The organism is Variovorax sp. RA8 (genome assembly GCF_901827175.1).
GTDB lineage: Bacteria > Pseudomonadota > Gammaproteobacteria > Burkholderiales > Burkholderiaceae_C > Variovorax.
In genome coordinates this window covers 4,218,682-4,236,746 of sequence record NZ_LR594662.1, presented here as the reverse complement: position 1 = coordinate 4,236,746, position 18,065 = coordinate 4,218,682, and the positions used below count along the sequence as shown (strand labels likewise).

15 protein-coding genes are annotated in these 18,065 nt (G+C 64.5%); 10 read left to right on the top strand and 5 right to left on the bottom strand.

The features are described 5' to 3' along the window. Positions 1-96: 96 nt before the first annotated feature. From E5P3_RS19810 to E5P3_RS19775, 8 genes are all read left to right on the top strand, one after another. Positions 97-1,674, top strand: a complete 1,578-nt coding sequence (locus E5P3_RS19810) for an ABC transporter substrate-binding protein (protein WP_162587530.1) — start codon at positions 97-99, stop codon at positions 1,672-1,674. 17 nt (positions 1,675-1,691) lie between these two features. Continuing rightward, entirely contained in the window at positions 1,692-2,720 is a 1,029-nt protein-coding gene (locus E5P3_RS19805) for a M14 family metallopeptidase (RefSeq protein WP_162587529.1), read from the top strand. A 19-nt stretch (positions 2,721-2,739) separates the two neighbouring features. Beyond that, entirely contained in the window at positions 2,740-3,717 is a 978-nt protein-coding gene (locus tag E5P3_RS19800; protein ID WP_162587528.1) for an ABC transporter permease, read from the top strand. Positions 3,718-3,761: 44 nt separating this feature from the next. Continuing rightward, a complete protein-coding gene (locus E5P3_RS19795; protein WP_162587527.1) occupies positions 3,762-4,724 on the top strand; it encodes an ABC transporter permease in 963 nt (320 codons plus the stop codon). 5 nt (positions 4,725-4,729) lie between these two features. Continuing rightward, positions 4,730-5,728, top strand: a complete 999-nt coding sequence (locus tag E5P3_RS19790) for an ABC transporter ATP-binding protein (RefSeq protein ID WP_162587526.1) — start codon at positions 4,730-4,732, stop codon at positions 5,726-5,728. A gap of 4 nt (positions 5,729-5,732) precedes the next feature. Next, the gene (locus E5P3_RS19785; protein ID WP_162587525.1) at positions 5,733-6,833 is read left to right on the top strand and encodes an ABC transporter ATP-binding protein; all 1,101 of its coding nucleotides are present in this window, start codon (positions 5,733-5,735) and stop codon (positions 6,831-6,833) included. A gap of 182 nt (positions 6,834-7,015) precedes the next feature. After that, complete coding sequence (locus tag E5P3_RS19780; protein ID WP_162587524.1) at positions 7,016-7,975, top strand: helix-turn-helix transcriptional regulator; 960 nt, start codon at positions 7,016-7,018, stop codon at positions 7,973-7,975. Positions 7,976-8,359: 384 nt separating this feature from the next. Continuing rightward, the gene (locus E5P3_RS19775) at positions 8,360-8,719 is read left to right on the top strand and encodes a hypothetical protein (RefSeq protein WP_162587523.1); all 360 of its coding nucleotides are present in this window, start codon (positions 8,360-8,362) and stop codon (positions 8,717-8,719) included. A 66-nt stretch (positions 8,720-8,785) separates the two neighbouring features. Here E5P3_RS19775 and E5P3_RS19770 read toward each other — a convergent pair whose 3' ends face one another. Both E5P3_RS19770 and E5P3_RS19765 read right to left on the bottom strand, forming a co-directional pair. Then, on the bottom strand, positions 8,786-9,568 hold the full coding sequence (locus E5P3_RS19770; protein ID WP_162587522.1) for an AraC family transcriptional regulator: 783 nt from the start codon (positions 9,566-9,568) through the stop codon (positions 8,786-8,788). A gap of 103 nt (positions 9,569-9,671) precedes the next feature. Next, positions 9,672-10,463 (bottom strand): GntR family transcriptional regulator, encoded by a 792-nt coding sequence (locus E5P3_RS19765; RefSeq protein ID WP_162587521.1) that lies wholly within the window; start codon positions 10,461-10,463, stop codon positions 9,672-9,674. Positions 10,464-10,813: 350 nt separating this feature from the next. Between E5P3_RS19765 and E5P3_RS19760 the strand changes: the two genes are divergently transcribed. Beyond that, entirely contained in the window at positions 10,814-14,311 is a 3,498-nt protein-coding gene (locus E5P3_RS19760; RefSeq protein ID WP_162587520.1) for an indolepyruvate ferredoxin oxidoreductase family protein, read from the top strand. Between the two features lie 114 nt (positions 14,312-14,425). Here E5P3_RS19760 and E5P3_RS36155 read toward each other — a convergent pair whose 3' ends face one another. The 3 genes from E5P3_RS36155 to E5P3_RS19750 form a co-directional block, all read right to left on the bottom strand. After that, positions 14,426-14,548, bottom strand: a complete 123-nt coding sequence (locus E5P3_RS36155; protein WP_269473983.1) for a hypothetical protein — start codon at positions 14,546-14,548, stop codon at positions 14,426-14,428. Positions 14,549-14,599: 51 nt separating this feature from the next. Next, positions 14,600-15,735 (bottom strand): IS3 family transposase gene (locus E5P3_RS19755; protein ID WP_162584305.1). Its coding sequence is split into 2 segments (ribosomal slippage): positions 14,600-15,483 and positions 15,483-15,735, totalling 1,137 coding nucleotides; the frame shifts between segments, so codons are not numbered across the junction. Positions 15,736-15,924: 189 nt separating this feature from the next. Beyond that, complete coding sequence (locus E5P3_RS19750) at positions 15,925-17,238, bottom strand: EAL and HDOD domain-containing protein (RefSeq protein WP_162587519.1); 1,314 nt, start codon at positions 17,236-17,238, stop codon at positions 15,925-15,927. Between the two features lie 260 nt (positions 17,239-17,498). On the opposite strand from E5P3_RS19750, the gene E5P3_RS19745 reads away from it, so the two are divergent. Next, positions 17,499-17,816, top strand: a complete 318-nt coding sequence (locus tag E5P3_RS19745; protein ID WP_162587518.1) for a hypothetical protein — start codon at positions 17,499-17,501, stop codon at positions 17,814-17,816. Positions 17,817-18,065: the final 249 nt, after the last annotated feature.

Genomic DNA, 18,065 nt, shown 5'->3' with positions numbered 1-18,065 from the left:
GGCGATTCTGTGAAGGGCGATCGCCATCCTCACCACGCTTCGCAGGCGTGGCGGATGCGCTCGTGCAAACCAATGTTTTCGAACCGGAGAAGAACCATGAGATGGAGACAAGGCCGCCTGCGCGACTGGCTGTGCGCGGCATCGATGGCGCTCGCCGCCTGCGCGCTGCCCGCGCAGGAACTGCGCATCGGGCTCGCCAGCAGTCCCGGCACGGTGGACCCGCACTTCTACAACAACGACGCCGTCAGCGCGGTGGTGAGCCACGCCTACGAGACGCTGGTGGCGCTGGACCCCGACACGCGCCTGGTGCCTGCGCTCGCCGCTTCGTGGCGCGTGGTCGACGACCGGACCTGGGAGTTCAAGCTGCGCGACGGCGTCAAGTTCCACGACGGCAGCAGCCTGAGCGCAGAGGACGTGCTGTTCTCGCTCGACCGCCCGGCGGCGATCGCCAACAGTCCGAGCTCCTTCGCCACCTACACACGCAACATCACGGGCAAGAAGGCGATCGACCGGCTGACCGTGCAGCTCACCACCGCCGCGCCCGCGCCGCTCTTGCCGAACGACCTGACGCGCATCTTCATCGTCTCGAAGAAGGCGGCCGAGAAGGCGAACACCGACGACTTCAACCAGGTGAAAGTGGATGCGGGCACCGGCCCGTTCCGGATCGTGAAGTTCAGCCCGGGCGCCTCGGTGCAGTTCGCGCGCTTCGACGACTACTGGGGCGCGAAGCCGGCCTGGGCTGCGCTCACGCTGCGCATGCTGCCGGCCGATGCGGCGCGCATGTCGGCGCTGCTGTCGGGCGACGTGCAGTTGGTGGAGAACGTGCAGGCCAACCTGGTCTCGCAGTTCCGGCAGAACAAGGACCTGAGCGTGTTCGACAAGGTCTCGAGCCGCGTGATGTTCCTCTACACCGACCATCGCGACAGCTCGCCCTTCGTCACCGACAAGGAGGGCCGGCCGCTGGCGAAGAATCCGCTGAAGGATGCACGGGTGCGACAGGCCATCTCCAAGCTGATCGACCGCAAGCTGCTGGCCGAGCGCGTGCTGGACCGACTGGCCGTGCCCACCGCCAACATCGCCGCGCCCGGCATGTTCGGCTTCAATCCGAAGCTGAAGCCCGAGGCCGTCGACCTGGCCGGCGCGCGCAGGCTGCTGGCCGACGCGGGCTATCCCGAAGGCTTCGGCCTCACGCTCTTCGGGCCCAACGACCGCTACATCAACGACGAGCAGGTGGTGCAGGCCATCGGCCAGATGCTCACGCGCGGCGGCATCGCGACCAAGGTGCAGGTCTCGCCGATGGCGACTTACGTGGGGCGGGCATCGAAGAAGGAGCTGGGCTTCGGCCTGCTCGGCTGGGGCGTGGGCGGCGGCGAGCCCTCGGGCGCGATGCGCGGCCTGCTGGGAACGCCCGACAAGGAGAAGGGCATGGGCGCCACCAACTGGAGCAGTTACGCCAGTCCGCAGTTCGATGCGCTGCTGACCGAGGCGCTGCGCACGGTGGACGACCGCAAGCGCGAGCAACTGCTGCAGGACGCGGCCGAGCAGGCGCTGGCGAAGGACTTCGCCATCATCCCGCTCTACCACCAGGTCGCGACCTGGGCCGGCCGCAAGGGCATCGCCTTCGTGCCGCGGGTGGACGAGTTCACGCTGGCCCACCAGGTCCGGCCGGATTGACGGGAGGGCGCACGAACATGCTGCAGCAGCTCGACCACCTGCCTCCCGGCTTCATGACCGCCGCGGCGCGCGAACTGCATCGCGTGCTGCCGGGGCCCACGCTGATCCACCTGCCCGGCGATGCGCCGGAGCGCTTGTTCGTTTCGATCCTGCTGCACGGCAACGAGGACGTCGGCCTGCTGGCGCTGCAGTCGGTGCTGGCCAGCTACGGCGCGCGCCGGCTGCCCCGCGGGCTCTCGGTTTTCGTGGGCAATGTGGACGCGGCGGGCGCCGGCGTACGTCGGCTGGAGGACCAGCCCGATTTCAACCGCATCTGGTCGACTGCGCCTCCGCGCACGCCGTACGAGCACATGGCGGCGGCGGTGGTGGAGGTCATGCGGCAGCGCGCCGTCTTCGCCACGCTGGATTTGCACAACAACTCCGGCCGCAACCCGCTGTACAGCTGCCTGAGCGGCACGCAGCGGCAGCACCTGGTGCTCGCACGCCTGTTCTCGCCGCTGGCCGTGTTGATCGAATCGCAGCCTTCGCTGGGTGCGGCCTTCGCGGCCTTCTCGCCGACCATCAGCTGCGAGTGCGGCGAGATCGGCAGCGCACAGGGCGTGTTCCGCGCAGCGGCGCTGATCGACAAGTGTCTGCGCGCGGGGCCCGCGCTCTTCGAGTCCGGCGACGCGCCCGGGGAGGGCGAATCGCTCGATATCTTCGAGGCCTTCGCGGTGCTGAAGGTGGCCGAGTCGCTGTCCCTGGCCTGCGACGATCACGGCGACAACGAGGCCGACATCCGCCTCTTGCCCGAGATCGAGTCGCTCAACTTCCGCGCGCTCGAGGCCGGCCATGTCATCGCCACCACCGCGCCGCAGCTGGCGGTCGAGCCGCTGCGGGCCTTCGGCCTCGACGGCCGGCCGATCGCCGGGCTCTTCCAGCACAGCGAGCGGCGGGTTCGCCTGGCGCAGCCTGCCATCGCTGCCATGCTCACGCGCGACCTGCGCGCCATCCGCCAGGACTGCCTGGGCTACCTGATGCGGCGCGTGCGCCTCGCAGCTTCCTGAACCACCGCCGGCCTTACCCATGCTCGCCTTCGTGATACGACGCCTCGGGCAGAGCCTGCTCGTGCTCTTTGCCATGTCCCTGCTGGTCTTCGCCAGCGTCTACCTGATCGGCAACCCGGCCGACATCCTGATCAGCATGGATGCCGACCAGGCCGAGCGCACGCGCCTCGCGCATGCCATGGGCCTGGACCGCTCCCTGCCGCTGCAGTACGCGCAATTCCTGTGGCGCGCGCTGCAGGGCGACCTGGGGCAGTCCTTCGTCCATGGTGTGCCGGCGGTTGCGTTGGTGTTCGAGCGCCTGCCCGCGACGCTGGAGCTGGCCGTGGTCGCGATGGCGATTGCCATGGGCATCGGGCTGCCGCTGGGCTTGTGGGCCGGGCTGCGGCCCGAGTCCTTCGCCGGCAAGGCGATCATGACCGGCTCCATCCTCGGCTTCTCGCTGCCGACCTTCTGGGTGGGGCTGATGCTGATCATGGTGTTCTCGGTGCAGCTCGGCTGGCTGCCGGCCGGCGGCCGCGGGCCGACCCAGGAGCTGCTCGGTCTGCAGCTGTCGCTCTTCAGCCTCGAGGGCTGGAAGCACCTGCTGCTGCCGGCGCTCAACCTCGCGCTCTTCAAGCTGGCGCTGGTCACGCGGCTCACGCGGGCCGGCACGCGCGAGGCGCTGACGCAGGACTACGTGAAGTTCGCGCGTGCCAAAGGCCTGTCGCCGGCGCGGGTGGTGGGGGTGCATGTGCTGAAGAACATCATGGTGCCCATCGTCACGGTGGTGGCACTGGAGTTCGGCGCGCTGGTCGCCTTCGCTGCCGTCACCGAAACCATCTTCGCCTGGCCCGGTGCCGGCAAGCTGATCATCGAATCGATCGGCCTGCTCGATCGGCCGGTGGTGGTGGCCTACCTGCTGGTGGTGGTGGCGATGTTCACGCTGCTCAACCTGCTGGTGGACATCGCCTATTCGGCGCTCGACCCGCGCGTGCGGCTGGGCGATGCCGGAGCCTGAATCGCTGCAGGCACTGCTTTCCACGACAACAACGATCCATCACCATGAGTACACAGTTCGCCGCCCTCGGCGAGGGCACCGAGGTGCCCGCCTTGCCGGTCTTGAAACCCACTGCCGAGGCGCCACCGGTCGAATCGCCGCTGCGCCTCTTTCTGCGGCAGTACGCCGGGTCGAAGATCGCCGTCGTCGGCGCCGCGCTGCTGCTCCTGCTGGCGCTCGCCGCGCTGCTGGCGCCGGTGCTGGCATCGCAGAATCCCTACGACCTGGCGCAGCTCGACATCCTCGATGCGCGCCTGCCGCCGGGATCGCACGCAGCCGAGGCCGGCCGGCTCTTCCTGCTGGGTACCGACGAGCAGGGGCGCGACATGCTCTCCGCCATGCTCTACGGCCTGCGCATCTCCCTGGCCATCGGCATCGTCGCAACCGTGGCCGCGCTGTCGCTGGGCAGCACGCTGGGCCTGGTGGCGGCCTATGCGGGCGGGCGGCTCGATGCCTTTCTGATGCGGGTGGTGGACATCCAGCTGTCCTTCCCGGCCATCCTGCTGGCGCTGGTGCTGATCACGGTGCTGCAGCCGGGCGTCGGCAATGTCGCGCTGGCGCTGGTGGCGGTGCAGTGGGCCTACTACGCGCGCACCGTGCGCGCCGCCGCGCTGGTCGAGCGCAAGAAGGAATACATCGAGGCCGCGCAGGGCCTGGGGCTCTCGGGCGCGCGCGTGGTGTTTCGGCACCTGCTTCCCAATTGCCTGCCACCGGTGATCGTGGTGGCGGCGCTGCAGGTGGCCAATGCGATCGCGCTGGAGGCCACGCTGTCTTTCCTGGGCATCGGCGTGCCGATCACCGAGCCCTCGCTGGGCCTGATGATCGCCAATGGCCAGCAGTCGCTGCTGGCAGGGCAGTACTGGATGTCGGTCTATCCGGGCCTGCTGCTGCTGGCGACCATTCTCGCCATCAACCTGGTGGCCGACCAGCTGCGCGATGTGTTGAACCCGCGGCTTTCGAGGCAGTGAGCACCATGACGACTCCCACGCTGATCGTCGAAGGGCTGCAGACCCGTTTCTTCACCCGCGCCGGCATCGCGACCGCGGTCGACGAGGTCTCGTTCACGGTGCACCGGGGCCAGGTGATGGGCTTGGTGGGCGAGTCCGGCTGCGGCAAGTCGATGACGGGCTACTCGATGCTGGGCCTGGTCGACGCACCGGGCCGCGTGACCGGCGGCAAGGCGCTGCTGACGCAGCGCGACGGCGAGGTGCTGGACCTGCTGCAGCTTTCGCCGCGCGCGCTGCAGGCGGTGCGCGGCAACCGCGTCGCGATGATCTTCCAGGATCCGATGATGACGCTCAATCCGGTGCTGCGCATCGACACGCAGATGATCGAGGCGGTACGCGCGCATCACCGCGTGACTGCAAAGGCGGCGCGCGAGCGCGCGGCCGCGGCGCTGGCCAAGGTGGGCATCGCCTCGCCGCACGAGCGGCTGCTGGCCTACCCGCACCAGTTCTCCGGCGGCATGCGGCAGCGGGTGGCGATCGCGATTGCGCTGCTCAACGAGCCTGACCTGATCATCGCGGACGAGCCGACCACGGCGCTGGACGTGACCATCCAGGGCCAGATCCTCGCGGAGATGCAGGCGTTGTGCCGCGAGTCGGGCACCGCGCTGATCTGGATCACGCACGACCTCTCGGTGGTTGCGGGCCTGGCCGACACGGTGTCGGTGATGTATGCCGGGCGCATCGTCGAGCAGGGCGCCGTGGCGGAGGTGCTGGAGCGGCCGCGCCACCCCTACACCCGCGGCCTGATCGCCAGCGCGCCTTCGCGCAATCCGCGCGGTCGGCCGCTGGCGCAGATCCCGGGCATGACGCCTTCGCTGCTCGCGCTGCCGCCGGGCTGCGCCTTCCAGGCCCGTTGTGCGCGTGCCGATGCGGCCTGCCGCGCGGCACCGCCGCTGGTGCGCCTGCCGGAGCGGCAGCTGCGCTGCTTCCATCCTCATTCCGCTAGCGCCGCGACGACGGCTTGAATCCATGCAGACCTCGACCTCGACACCCTTGCTGGAACTGCGCGCGACGTCCAAGCGCTTCGTGAAGAAAGCCGATGCCGCGGCCCGGCTTGCGCGCCTGCTGGGCGCACCGGCGGCAGCGCCGACCGTGCATGCGGTCGATCGCGTCTCGCTCGCCGTAAAAAGCGGCGAGGTGGTGGGCCTGGTCGGCGAATCGGGCTGCGGCAAGTCGACGCTGGGGCGAATGGCAGCAGGGCTGCACGGCCTCAGCGAAGGGGAGCGCTGGTGGCAAGGCGAGAACACCGCGGCGCTGGAGCAGCGGCTGCCGCGCGCCGACTACCGGCGCCACATGCTGGGCATCCAGATGGTCTTCCAGGACCCTTACGCCAGCCTCAACCCTCGCCTGCGGGTGCAGCAGATCGTGGGGGAGGCGCCGCTGGCGCACGGGCTTGTCGATGCCGGCGGGCAGGAGGAGCTGGTGGCCGGCCTGCTGCGCCGGGTCGGGCTGGACCCGCAACTGATGCGCCGCTATCCGCATCAGTTCTCGGGCGGGCAGCGCGCGCGCATCGGTATCGCGCGCGCACTTGCGGTGCGGCCGCGGATGCTGATCTGCGACGAGGCCGTGGCCGCGCTCGACGTTTCCATCCAGGCGCAGGTGATCAACCTCTTCATGCAGCTGCGCGAGGAGCTCCGGCTCACCTACCTCTTCATCAGCCACGACCTGGGCGTGGTGCGGCACATCAGCGACCGCGTGCTGGTGATGTACCTCGGGCGGGTGGTGGAGTCGGCGCCGGCCGAGGCCCTCTTCGAGGCGCCGCTCCATCCCTACACGCAGGGTCTGCTGGCCGAGGCGCCGAAGCTGGAGGTGCGCCGCAAGCGCTTCGTCGCGATCCGCGGGGAGATCCCCTCGCCGATGAATCCGCCGCGCGGCTGCCACTTTCACCCGCGTTGCCCGCAGGCGCTGCCGCGGTGCGCCGAGGAGGCGCCGGTGCTGGCCCCGGTGGGGGTCGATCGCTGGGCGGCCTGTCATCGGATCGACACACAGGCGGCTGACGGGGTGGTGTCCTACAAGGATGATTCACGCGGAGTTAAGAATCTACAAGGCGCCGCCATCGGCCTTTGCTAACTTGCGGACGCAGGTGGCCTTGGCGTGGCCACCCACTGATGCCTGCAGCGCATCGATCTGGCTCATCAATTTCACTGGACGCCCGCGAGGGGCCGAATGATCATGAATGTTTGCCATGGCGCGCCTGCGCCTTTCAGCGAATCCACAACCATGATGAATACGCCCGTGGGCAGGTGCGCGCCATGATGCTGTCATCCCTGCTGCAACGCGCCGCGGCTTCGTCGATGGCTGGTGCTGCGAGGGCCGGCGCAGCGGCGCCTTCGGCCGGCGAGGGCAGCGTGCCTGGCGGACCGCCACCGCAGCTCTATGCCGAGGAGCAGTTGTGCCGGCCCGAGACCCTCGGCCGCCATGCCGAACTGCCGGGCGTCGTGCGCGACCTGGTGGAGGCCGGCACCATCGATGCCCGGGCGCGCCTGGTGCGCGGCATGCTGCACGCGATCGGCTTCGAGTGGATGGGCTACGGCATGGTCGCCTATGTGCGCGGCCAGTCCTGGCCGCTGAGCTTCTTCACCAGCTATGGCAATGCGCACTGGATACGGCGCTACTTTGCGCAGCGTCACTACGAGGTGGATGCGCGGCATCATGAGGCGCCGGCATCCAGCCTGCCGCTGCTGTGGGACGTGAGCCAGCTGGAAGCCTCGCTCACCGGCCCGGACCCGAGCGAGCGGCGCCGACGCTTCCTGGACGACCTGCATGCCAGCGGCATCCGCAGCGGCCTGTTCTTCCGCCTGGCTTCGCCCACGCACGTGAACGAGCACACGGTAATCAGCCTGACCTCGAGCGCGCCCAGCCGCAGCTGGATCACCGAGGGCGTGGTGGGCCAGTCGCTGGTGCTGGGCCTGAGCGTGCACGAGTACCTGTCGCGCCACGCGCGGGTGCCGGCCGCGCCGCCGACGGCGCGCGCCGAGATGTCGGGCATGTCGCCGACGCAGCGGTACATCCTCGAGCAGCTGCTGCAGGGGCGCAGCGACAAGGAGATCGCATACCGGCTGCAGCTGTCATCGCACACGGTGGATTACCACATGCGCCAGCTGCGGCGCCGCTTCGCGGCTCGCAACCGGGTGCAGCTGGTGAAGGCGGCGACGCAATCGCAGCACGGGGAGGGTGGGTTCGGCGGGGTCAGCCAGCTGTCGGCGCTCTAGTATTGACAGAGCTCCGGCGGTTGATGCTCGAGCTGAGCCGCTGCTCTGGCGGACAGAGGGCAGGCGGAAGTGTCACCAGTCTGTCCTACCAAGCCCGGGGTCGAAACAAGACAAGAAGGAGAAGGCCCTTGCCGATGGCTACACAGCACGGACCTTCTGTGCCAGGCGGTGCATGTCATGAGACACAGTGATAAGTTGCGAGGCAGTGAGATAAGTGGTGAGGGGCTTCGATAAGCCTTCCCAGGCCACGTGCTTCAAGATTAGAGCTCGGGTTCGCGGTATGCGCTTTGCCACCATATTGCGCCGATACGCGATTCCGAGACGGAGGCGCCCCGGCGCTGTACTGAAAACTGGCTATTAGCCTATAACTTAGAGAGACAAATTATGGAGACCATCGAAGCGACTCAAGAGGCCGGCGTTGGAAGCAGGAAACTCTTCGAGAATGACAAAATCATTGTGTGGGACTTTGTATTGCCCGCCGGGGAAGAGACACCTGTTCACACCCATGATCACTCGTATATGTGGTTTGCCGTTCAAGGAGCTCCTCTTCAAATCTATGACGAACATGGGAACGACGTAGGCCTGTTCCCAGTCCCCACGAACGGCATCTTCGAGCTCAAGGTTCAAGACGGCACCATTGAGGTGATGTCGGAGATCGGAAAGGGAGTAAAGGTCCCGGCAAAGCACAAGGCGAAGAACGTGGGCACGGAGGCGTACCGCGAGATACTTGTGGAATGGAAGTAGCGCTGCGATCGAGTGCCGACGCTCAGGGGCTGAGCGTCTGGGTGCCTCTCGCGATTAGGCAAGCAATCACAGGTCGTCTTCAACCACCTCGAGCATTTTGCGGTATTTGCTGGGAGCAAACCCCTGCATCCCGACAAAGAAGCGCGTGAAGTTCCCAGCCGTGTCGAACCCCAGGTCGAACGCGATATCCTGCAGGGAAATGTCACGCTGAGCAACCTTGCGCAAGCCGGCCTCCATCTTCAGCATGCTCAGAAACAGCGTAGGCGGGAGGCCGGTCGACTTCTTGAAAAGCCTAAAGAATTGCGCGCGAGACAATCCGGCCGAGGAGGCCATGTCCTCAGGACTGCTGAGTAAGTCATAGTCACCCAGCATACGTTCGACGATCTTGCGAATGCGTGCGTCATACTCGAGCTCGCCCCGCGTGCCAGCAAGCTGGAGCACGGTTCGGGGTGGAGATAGCGTCAGGATCTCCGAGAAGATGGACGCTATGAGGCTCTCCATGTCATGTACGTTTGGTGGCTCGTGCTGCGCGAGAGCGTCCAAGACATCGTCTCGGCCACGGGCTAAGCGCGGACTCAGGACTTCCACCGGGCGCTCAAAGAACTTGGGATGGGTACTTCCTGCGAACCGGCGGTCGACTTCTTTCAACCATTGTGGGTTGAGATAGAACGCAAGAAGGATGGTCTTGGCCTCTGTCTCTCGATAGTGATAGTAGTGGGGTTCCCACGCATTAATCATGAGCGCACTTTGAGCGGTGACCGGGTACTCCTTGGTACCAACTCCAAACAGAATGTCTGCCCCGCCTATCTTGAACACGACATGACATTCTCTGTGCGCATGGAGAACCATGGAATGGTCCAAGCGCACGAGCACGGCCCTTCCGAACCGTCCATGGATGATGCGTAGAGGATCTGACATCGAAATCTCCCGAAGAGTGCAACCCCGGCCGCGACTACGCCGAGCTCTGCTCCAGCAAGTCGATCTGCGCAATGGATGATTGATCTGCGGCTTGAAGCGATGCGGATGCTTCGACCAGGAAGAAGCGGGCAACCATTTCCTTCGTGATTTCAATGGCCCTTTTTAGGCTCATGTCGATGTGGTCGGTGAGGGTCCTCAGGGCTTCCTCCGTCTTTCGCTGCGCGACGAAGTCGATGATGTTCATGTGAGCGTCAAACGAAGTGAGATTCCATGACGACAGCTGCTCAATATCAACGTGACGTGCGATATGGATTCGACGTGTGACGATATCCATAAAGGACATGAGTTCCTTGTTCTGGGAGAGGGAGACGAGCCTGCGGTGAAAATCTTCATCTGCAAGAACCAAGTCTCCTGTGGTCAGTTTGTCGGACTGCTTCATCACACCCACCCAGAAATCTTTCACCGAGGCGATGTCGCAGTCCGATGCGCGCTGAATCGCCAGCAGGACAGCCCGGCGCTCCAAAGCGATGCGAACCTGATAGAGGTCAAAAACTTCGTCGACGCTGATTGCCTTGCGAAAAAAACCCTTGTTCAGAACGAACTCCAGCAGGCCTTCCGCGGCAAGCCGATTGAGAGCTTCGCGGAGGGTGGCCCGCGCAACGCCGAACTGTTCACCCAGTTGCTTCTCATTGATACGTGAGCCAGGCCTGAAGTCGTACCGCATCGCCCGGTCGCGCAGCTCGAGGTATAGCCGCTGTACGTTGCTTTCATCTCTGACGGTCGGGACCCTCGCAGCCCGGCCTCGCTGGATTGTCGGCGCCTTCATAGGTCGCCGTCGTTAAAGACCTGCGCCGCGCTCAGCGTCCGCTTCGTGAGCCAGCCCCGTGGGTCTCGCCTCTTGTGCGGTGGACCCGCATACCAGGGATTTCGATGACGTTGGTTGAGCATTGATGAGCTCGGATGATAAGTGCCGACACTTGTATCGACATAGAGTTATAGAACTTTGAACGACCTACTTCAAATGCGAGGTTTCCCCTACCAATGCCGCGTGCGGCGTTCAAGGTCAGTAGCCGTCTCGCGCGCGCCCAGCCACCGTCGGCGGAGCGCGCTGGGGATCTGTGCGCCCCGCCGCACTTGTCCGTCGCGCCGGTGCAGCTTCCAACCTGGACCTTTCGAATGAACCTTCACCAAGCTAGCCTCGACGACAAGTACGCACTCGACCATGGCAGGGTCTTCATCTCCGGCACCCAAGCTCTCGTGCGGTTGCCGCTGACCCAGCAGCAGCGGGACCTGGCCCAGGGACTGAAGACGGCCGGGTACATCACGGGCTACCGCGGTTCGCCGCTAGGTACCTTCGATGAGCAGCTCAACAAGGCGTCGAAGGCGCTTACCGCCCACAACGTCGTCTTCGTGCCGGGTGTCAATGAAGACCTGGCAGCCACAGCTGTGTGGGGCTCGCAGCAAGCCGAGGCTTCCGGCGCGGGAAAGTACGACGGCGTATTCGCGATGTGGTACGGCAAGGGGCCTGGCGTCGATCGCACCGGGGACGCGTTCCGACATGGCAACCTGGCGGGTTCATCCAAGAACGGTGGCGTTCTGGTTCTGATGGGCGATGACCACACCTGCGAATCGTCTACGACCTGCCATCAAAGCGAGTTTGCGATGGTGGACGCGATGATTCCCGTCTTGAGTCCCGCCGGCGTTCAGGAAATCCTCGACTTCGGCCTTGTCGGCTGGGCACTGTCGCGTTACAGCGGCTGCTGGGTCGGCATGAAATGTGTCAAGGACACCGTAGAAGCCACCGCATCCATTGACGTCGACGTCGACCGCGTTCGCATCATGTTGCCTGACAACGTGGAAACGCCGGCAGATGGATTGAACCTTCGGCAGCCCGACTCCCCACACGCTCAGGAGGCCAGGCTGCATCGACACAAGCTCGAAGCGGTGAAGGCGTTCGCCAGGGTCAACGCCATTGACCGGACGGTCGTGGACGGCGCCACGGCGAGGCTGGGCATCATCACGCACGGGAAGAGCTACCTCGATGTACTGCAGGCCTTGAACGACCTGGATATCACGGAGGAGCAGGCCGGGGAACTCGGGCTCCGAATCTACAAGGTAGGAATGACCTGGCCCTTGGAGCCGACGGGCGCTGCGCGCTTCGCGGAGGGCCTCCAGAAGGTCATGGTCGTGGAGGAGAAGCGAAGCCTGCTAGAGACCCAGCTCAAGGAGCAGCTGTACGGAAAGGTTGGCACGCCAGCCATCGTCGGGAAGCTGGACGAGGACGGAAAGAGCCTGTTCCAGTCAGAGATGGCGCTCGACTCGAATCAAATTGCTATCGCCATCGGGGAGCGCCTCCTGGCGCTTCATGGAAGCGGGATCGATGCCCTGCGCCGACGCCTCGAGGACATTCGCGCCATGCGCGCGCCAAAGGGCGTCATCGACATTCTTTCCCGCAGCTTCTACTTCTGCAGCGGGTGCCCTCACAACTCTTCGACGGTGCTTCCGGAGGGTAGCAAGGGCTACGCAGGCATCGGTTGCAGCTGGATGGCACAGGCCATGGACCGCTCAACAACTGGATACACGCAGATGGGGGCGGAAGGCATGTCGTGGGTTGGCGAGGCTCCGTTCTCCAAGCGCAAGCACATGTTCCAAAACATCGGCGACGGAACGTACTTCCACTCTGGTCTGCTGGCCATTCGTGCGGCGGTTGCAGCGAAGACCAACATCACCTACAAGATTCTGTTCAACGACGCGGTGGCGATGACGGGCGGCCAGCGGCACGACGGCCATCTGGACGTTCCGACGATTGCGCACCAAGTCCATGCCGAGGGCGTGAAACGCATCGTGGTGGTCAGTGACGAGCCCGACAAGTATCCTGCAGGCATCATCTGGCCACAGGGTTTGACTGTCCACCACCGGGACGACATCAACGTCGTCCAGGAGGAGCTGCGGGAGATTGAAGGAACCACAGCGCTCATCTACGACCAGACCTGCGCCGCAGAGAAGCGCCGCCGTCGCAAGCGCGGGACGTTTCCGGATCCGGCAAAGCGTCTGCTCATCAACGATCTGGTTTGTGAGGGGTGTGGCGACTGCGGGCTCAAGTCCAACTGCGTTTCGGTGCAGCCGCTCGAGACGGAGCTTGGCCGCAAACGGACGATCGACCAATCGTCGTGCAACAAGGACTACTCGTGCGTCAAGGGCTTCTGTCCCAGCTTTGTCACGGTGCTAGGAGGCACGTTGCGCAAGCCTGAGCGCGTGGGCGACACCGGCGGTCTCTTCGTTGCGCTTCCGGAGCCAGTACTGCCTTCTCTCGAAGAGGGCGTCTACAGCGTTCTCGTCACGGGCATGGGCGGTACCGGCGTCGTCACCATCGGCGCCATCCTGGGGATGGCTGCTCACCTGCAGGGCTTGGGCTGCGGCATCCTGGACATGGCAGGCCTCGCCCAGAAAGGCGGCTCGGTGTGGAGCCACCTGAGGTTCGGCTCTTCGCCTGACGCAATAAAGACCATTCGCATCGCGGCCGGAGGCGCGAATCTGGTGCTCGGCTGCGACATGATTGTTGCGGGGAACTCAAAGACTCTCGCCGCGACACGCAAGGGGCGCACGCGCATGGTCGTCAACACCCAGGAAACGATGCCGGGGGAGTTCTCGCGCAAGGCCGATATGCAGTATCCGCGGGGGAGCCTGCAGCGAAACATCGTGGACGCGGTCGGGCCAGAGAGCGCCGATTTTGTGGAGGCGGGGCGTATTGCGACCGCGCTGCTGGGCGACACCATTGCGGCCAACATGTTCATGTTGGGCTTCGCTTACCAGCGGGGGTTGATACCAGTCGCTGCAGAGGCTATTGAAACGGCCATCGAACTCAACGGCGCGCAGCAACAAATGAACCGCGACGCGTTCCGGTGGGGGCGTCGGACAGTCGTGGACCCGAACACGGTCGAGCGCACGCTGTCGTCCATCCGCGAGGCGCAGGGAAAAAGCCTGTCGCCCGATGTCATCGACGACTTGGATGAAGCTATTGAGTGGCGCAAGCGTTTCCTGAAGCAGTATCAGAACGAAGCCTATGCCACGCAGTATGCTGAGTTTGTCCAGCATGTGCGAACCATCGAGCGCAGCAACTTTCCCGGGCGAACCGAGCTGGCGCGCGCTGTGACCAAGTACTACTTCAAGCTGATGGCCATCAAGGACGAGTACGAAGTTGCTCGCCTGTATACCGAGACAGGCTTCCTGCAGAGTGTTGAGCGCAAGTTCGAAGGCGACTTCAAGTTGGTCTTCAACCTGGCGCCGCCACTGCTCGCGAAGCGCGATCCGGCGACCGGAGAGCCCAAGAAGCGCGAGTTCGGGCCATGGGTTATCCCGGCATTCCGCCTTCTGGCAAAGCTGCGATTTCTGCGAGGCACGCCTTTCGATGTCTTTGGTCACACGGAAGAGCGCCGAAGGGAGCGGACTTTAATTGCGCAGTACAAATCCAATATCGACCAAGCTCTCATGGTCATCGCTTCAACTCGTGATGGCGGTCACTATGAGACGGCGGTCGAACTTGCGGAACTTCCTGAGGGAATCCGCGGATATGGCCATGTTCGAGCGCGCGGAATCGAAGCAGCACGCGAACAGGAGAAAAACCTCCTCGACGCGCTGCAGCGCCGGGTCATTTCGATGAAGAAGGCCGCCTAGAGATGTGACCGCAGCGATACGCCCAGGCCCTAGTTCGTCCCGACGGCAAGGCGCGGGATGGCGCCGCAGGTACTCCGGCGTCGCGACTACTGCGACCTCGACTCCCGGCGGTGCTCATTGCGCGATGGGAGAGTACGGCCGACCTTCGCACTGGCAGTCGCGCAGGGCCTCCTTGGCGTGCAGGGCGACCAGGCCGTAGAAGGTCAATTCGGGCCGAAGCGTCACTGGTATGAGCATGGGAACATCAATGTGAGCCTGCGCTGCCCCCGGCATTCGTAGCACTTCGATCTAGAGTCCAGGGGTTTGCATCGTAGTTGATGCGACTGTTTGCGCGTTGCTGCCAGCGAGCTGGCAGCAACGCGCGGCGAACACGGCCGGCGGCACGTACCCCAGGGTACTGTGCGGCCGGCGATGGTTGTAGTCCTCGCGCCAGTTGTCGATGACGCTGCGCATGTGGCTCAAGCTGGCAAACCAGTGCTGCGACAGGCACTCGTCGCGGAAGCGGCTGTTGAAGCTCTCGATGTAGGCGTTCTGCACCGGCTTGCCGGGCTGGATGAAGCGCAGCTCCACGCCGTTCTTCGCCGCCCAGGTCTGCATCGTGCGTCCGGCGAACTCCGGGCCGTTGTCGGTGCGGATCACCTTGGGCAAGCCCCGCTCGGCCTTGGCCTGGTCTAGCACGCGCGTCACGTACAGCGCGGGGATCGATGTGTCGGCAACGATCTGCACCGACTCCTTGGAACAGTCGTCCACCACCGTCAGCGTCTTTACCCGCCGGCCATTGGCCAGCTCATCAAACACAAAGTCCATGCTCCACACCTCGTTGGGTTGTGTCGGGCGTACCAGTGGCTGGCGCTCTGGCACCGGCAGCTTCTTGCGCCGCCGCTTTCGCACCATCAAGCCCTCTTCGCGATAGATCCGGTAGGTGCGCTTCACGTTGATGGCCCAACCGTCGATTTGCAGCCGGCTGTGCAGCATGCGGTAGCCGTGGCGGCGGTGCTGCCCCGCGAGCTCCTTCAGGCGCTCGCGCAAGGCCGCATTGCCGTCGTCGCGGGGTTCGTAGCGCAGCGTGCTGGCACTCATGCCCACCAGCCTGAGGGCCCGGCGTTCGCTCAGGCCCAGACCCCGAAACTGCCGCACGACCTCGCGCCGCGCCGCCACGGCCTTCACTTTCCCTTGAGCACCTCGCGCATGGCGTCGATCTCGAGCATCGAGTTGGCCAGCAGCTTCTTCAGCTTAGTGTTCTCTGCCTCCAGCGACTTCAGGCGCTGCGCGTCCGAGACGTTCATGCCACCGAACTTAGCCTTCCAGGCGTAGTAGCTCGGCTCGCTGAAGCCATGCTTCCTGCACAGCTCCTTGACCGGCATGCCCGCATCGGCCTCACGCAGGAAGCCAATGATCTGTTCCTCGGTGTATCGCTTCTTCATCGGTCCGATCTCCATTTCGGGTTGATCGGACTCTAGACCTAAGCTCTACGAATTTCCGGGGGCAGCGCAAGCCCGATCGGGCACTCCGCCAAGGGTCAGTTTCATCAACGTATTGCAGGCCAGGTACAGGCATTGCCCGGCCACGCGGCGCGCCTCATGGATCCGAGCAGGTCAAAAACCAGTTGGCCATTAGCAGGCTGATTCCACAGGGGCCACGTCCTGGGCCCATGCCAACGCCGAAAGGTGCGCCGCGTTCACCTTCTCTGCGCTCATGAAGAGCGACTCGGACAAATGCGACGCCTCGCTGCCGTCGACCTCGCAGGATTCAGCCAATGCGATGAAGGGCCCATACACGCCCTCGCGCTTCAGTATCGCGAGCTGAACCGATTCGGAAAGCTGGACCTTGTCCAGCACCTCTTCCAGGGAGACGCCGAGCAGCCGATCGATGAGTGAAAACATGCCGGCGACGAACAGGTTGTCGGCCTCCTCCTGTGGCACTATCCCCTGGCCCATGAGCTCGACAAATCGGCCGCGGACAATCGCTTTCTTCGTCATGAACGCCGCGCTGCCCTTGTTGCTCGTGGCCAGCAGCACCGAGAGCCATCGGAACAGCGGCGAATAGCCGAACATGGCCACCGCGTGGCGCAGCGACTGGATTTGGACGCCGATTCCGATGCCGGGCGAATTGATGTGACGCAGCAGGCGGTAGGTCAGCGCGGCGTCATGCTTGAGGGCGGCTTCGATGGTGCGCAAGTCTTCATTGCGTCGGATCGTCTGCATCAGGCGGACGATCAGCATGGATTCCGGCTGCAAGATTGCCTCCGCTTCCATTGTGGGGACGATCGCCTCCTTGCCCTGCACGAAGACATCCAGGCGGCGCGCAGCACAATTGTCGAAGTCCTGCCAAGTCGTCATGTGCGTGGCGATCGGCTGAATGACCGGCGTCCCCAGCGGCTGCTCGCGTCGGATGTTCGTGACGAGTTCGGGATGGCCGTCCCCCACGTCCACGTAGCTGATGATGGAGCACAGCTCAACGTCTTCAGGCAGCACCTCGGCGCCGCATAACATGAAGCCATACCCCTGCGTGCGAAGGTGCAGCAGCGTCGACCGGATGTCCGCATTCATCAGGTCGTCGAGCCCCATGCACAGGACGACGTTCTCCGGTGGCACGGCCTGCAACTCATTCAGGAACAGCCCGTCGACCGTCATGTCGAAGAAGAGGACAAGCCTGCCAAGGCGCCACCCGGTCTTGGGCGGATTGAGGTTCGTCGCGACGCAGGAGAGGAGCGCCCGCAGGCTCTCGACAGCGTTCGGCTGGACGTGGGGTAGTGCCATGCGCCATGCCAACTTGAAGCCTTTGACACGCTTCTGGGCGTCCAGCAGGAGGTCGTAGGTCACGAAGCCGCCTGCCTCGACGTGCATTGCCTCGCCTTCGGCAGACTCGTTTGCCTCGACAGCACAGGCCGGGACCTCGTTCGTGCGCCGGAAAAAATTGAATCGCATGGTCTTTGGTATGAAGAACCAGTTCGATCTCCCGCATTCCGGTTGTTCGGCTCTGGCGCTTCCAATTGTTCGCACTCCGGCTGCACCGAACAGGGTCAGTTCGCGCTGATTCGATCGGGCCAATCCAACGGCTGCCCTCCTTGCGCAAACTGGACCGCCCGAATAAGTCCAAGCTGACCCTGTGCAGCCCGCACCCGGTCCCCGAATGACGCTGGATCAAGGCTGCAAAGAGGGCCAGGCGCTGACGCGAAGCTGCACAAATGGCTTCCCACATGCTTCATCTGGCGGCGCCAATGGCGGCGGCTTGGCAGGCCGAGATCGAGCGCTCACTGGCAGCGGCCGCGCCTTCACAGATGGGTCAATTCTCGGCCGGCGCCAACACCGACGCCGCGGCCAGTATCGCACCGCGACTTCGCGATGCACATAGGTATGTCATTGCGCAACGGAATGCATGGCAGGCGTGCTCAGACGTTGCGCATCGAATCTTTCTGACCTACGCCTTGCAGTTGTTTTCAAGCCCGCCGCGCCATGAGCAGATGCAATTTTCTGCCTTCGATCAGCGCGGCGTTGTGATGTAGTCGCGCAACGTACGTGTACGCGCGTATGGGCTCCGGCACGCGGACAGCTTATCTTCCGATCACGCCATCATCGGCGTGTTCGAGAGTGGACGGTGCCGCGCAAGGCACCGTCGACGGCCGATCGCCGGCCTCCGGGGCAACTCGGGTTCGCACGCATATAAGGACGACGCAGGTCATGCAATGGAATACGCGCTCAACGAGGGTGAAGGTGACTGGATTGATACCCACGTCCAGGATCACATTTGATGA

Coding starts and splice junctions, on each gene's coding strand:
- E5P3_RS19810 (WP_162587530.1), top strand. CDS start 97: ATGAGATGGAGACAAGGCCGCCTGCGCGACTGGCTGTGCGCGGCATCG.
- E5P3_RS19805 (WP_162587529.1), top strand. CDS start 1,692: ATGCTGCAGCAGCTCGACCACCTGCCTCCCGGCTTCATGACCGCCGCG.
- E5P3_RS19800 (WP_162587528.1), top strand. CDS start 2,740: ATGCTCGCCTTCGTGATACGACGCCTCGGGCAGAGCCTGCTCGTGCTC.
- E5P3_RS19795 (WP_162587527.1), top strand. CDS start 3,762: ATGAGTACACAGTTCGCCGCCCTCGGCGAGGGCACCGAGGTGCCCGCC.
- E5P3_RS19790 (WP_162587526.1), top strand. CDS start 4,730: ATGACGACTCCCACGCTGATCGTCGAAGGGCTGCAGACCCGTTTCTTC.
- E5P3_RS19785 (WP_162587525.1), top strand. CDS start 5,733: ATGCAGACCTCGACCTCGACACCCTTGCTGGAACTGCGCGCGACGTCC.
- E5P3_RS19780 (WP_162587524.1), top strand. CDS start 7,016: ATGATGCTGTCATCCCTGCTGCAACGCGCCGCGGCTTCGTCGATGGCT.
- E5P3_RS19775 (WP_162587523.1), top strand. CDS start 8,360: ATGGAGACCATCGAAGCGACTCAAGAGGCCGGCGTTGGAAGCAGGAAA.
- E5P3_RS19770 (WP_162587522.1), bottom strand. CDS start 9,568: ATGGTTCTCCATGCGCACAGAGAATGTCATGTCGTGTTCAAGATAGGC.
- E5P3_RS19765 (WP_162587521.1), bottom strand. CDS start 10,463: ATGAAGGCGCCGACAATCCAGCGAGGCCGGGCTGCGAGGGTCCCGACC.
- E5P3_RS19760 (WP_162587520.1), top strand. CDS start 10,814: ATGAACCTTCACCAAGCTAGCCTCGACGACAAGTACGCACTCGACCAT.
- E5P3_RS36155 (WP_269473983.1), bottom strand. CDS start 14,548: ATGCTCATACCAGTGACGCTTCGGCCCGAATTGACCTTCTACGGCCTG.
- E5P3_RS19750 (WP_162587519.1), bottom strand. CDS start 17,238: ATGCGATTCAATTTTTTCCGGCGCACGAACGAGGTCCCGGCCTGTGCT.
- E5P3_RS19745 (WP_162587518.1), top strand. CDS start 17,499: ATGGCTTCCCACATGCTTCATCTGGCGGCGCCAATGGCGGCGGCTTGG.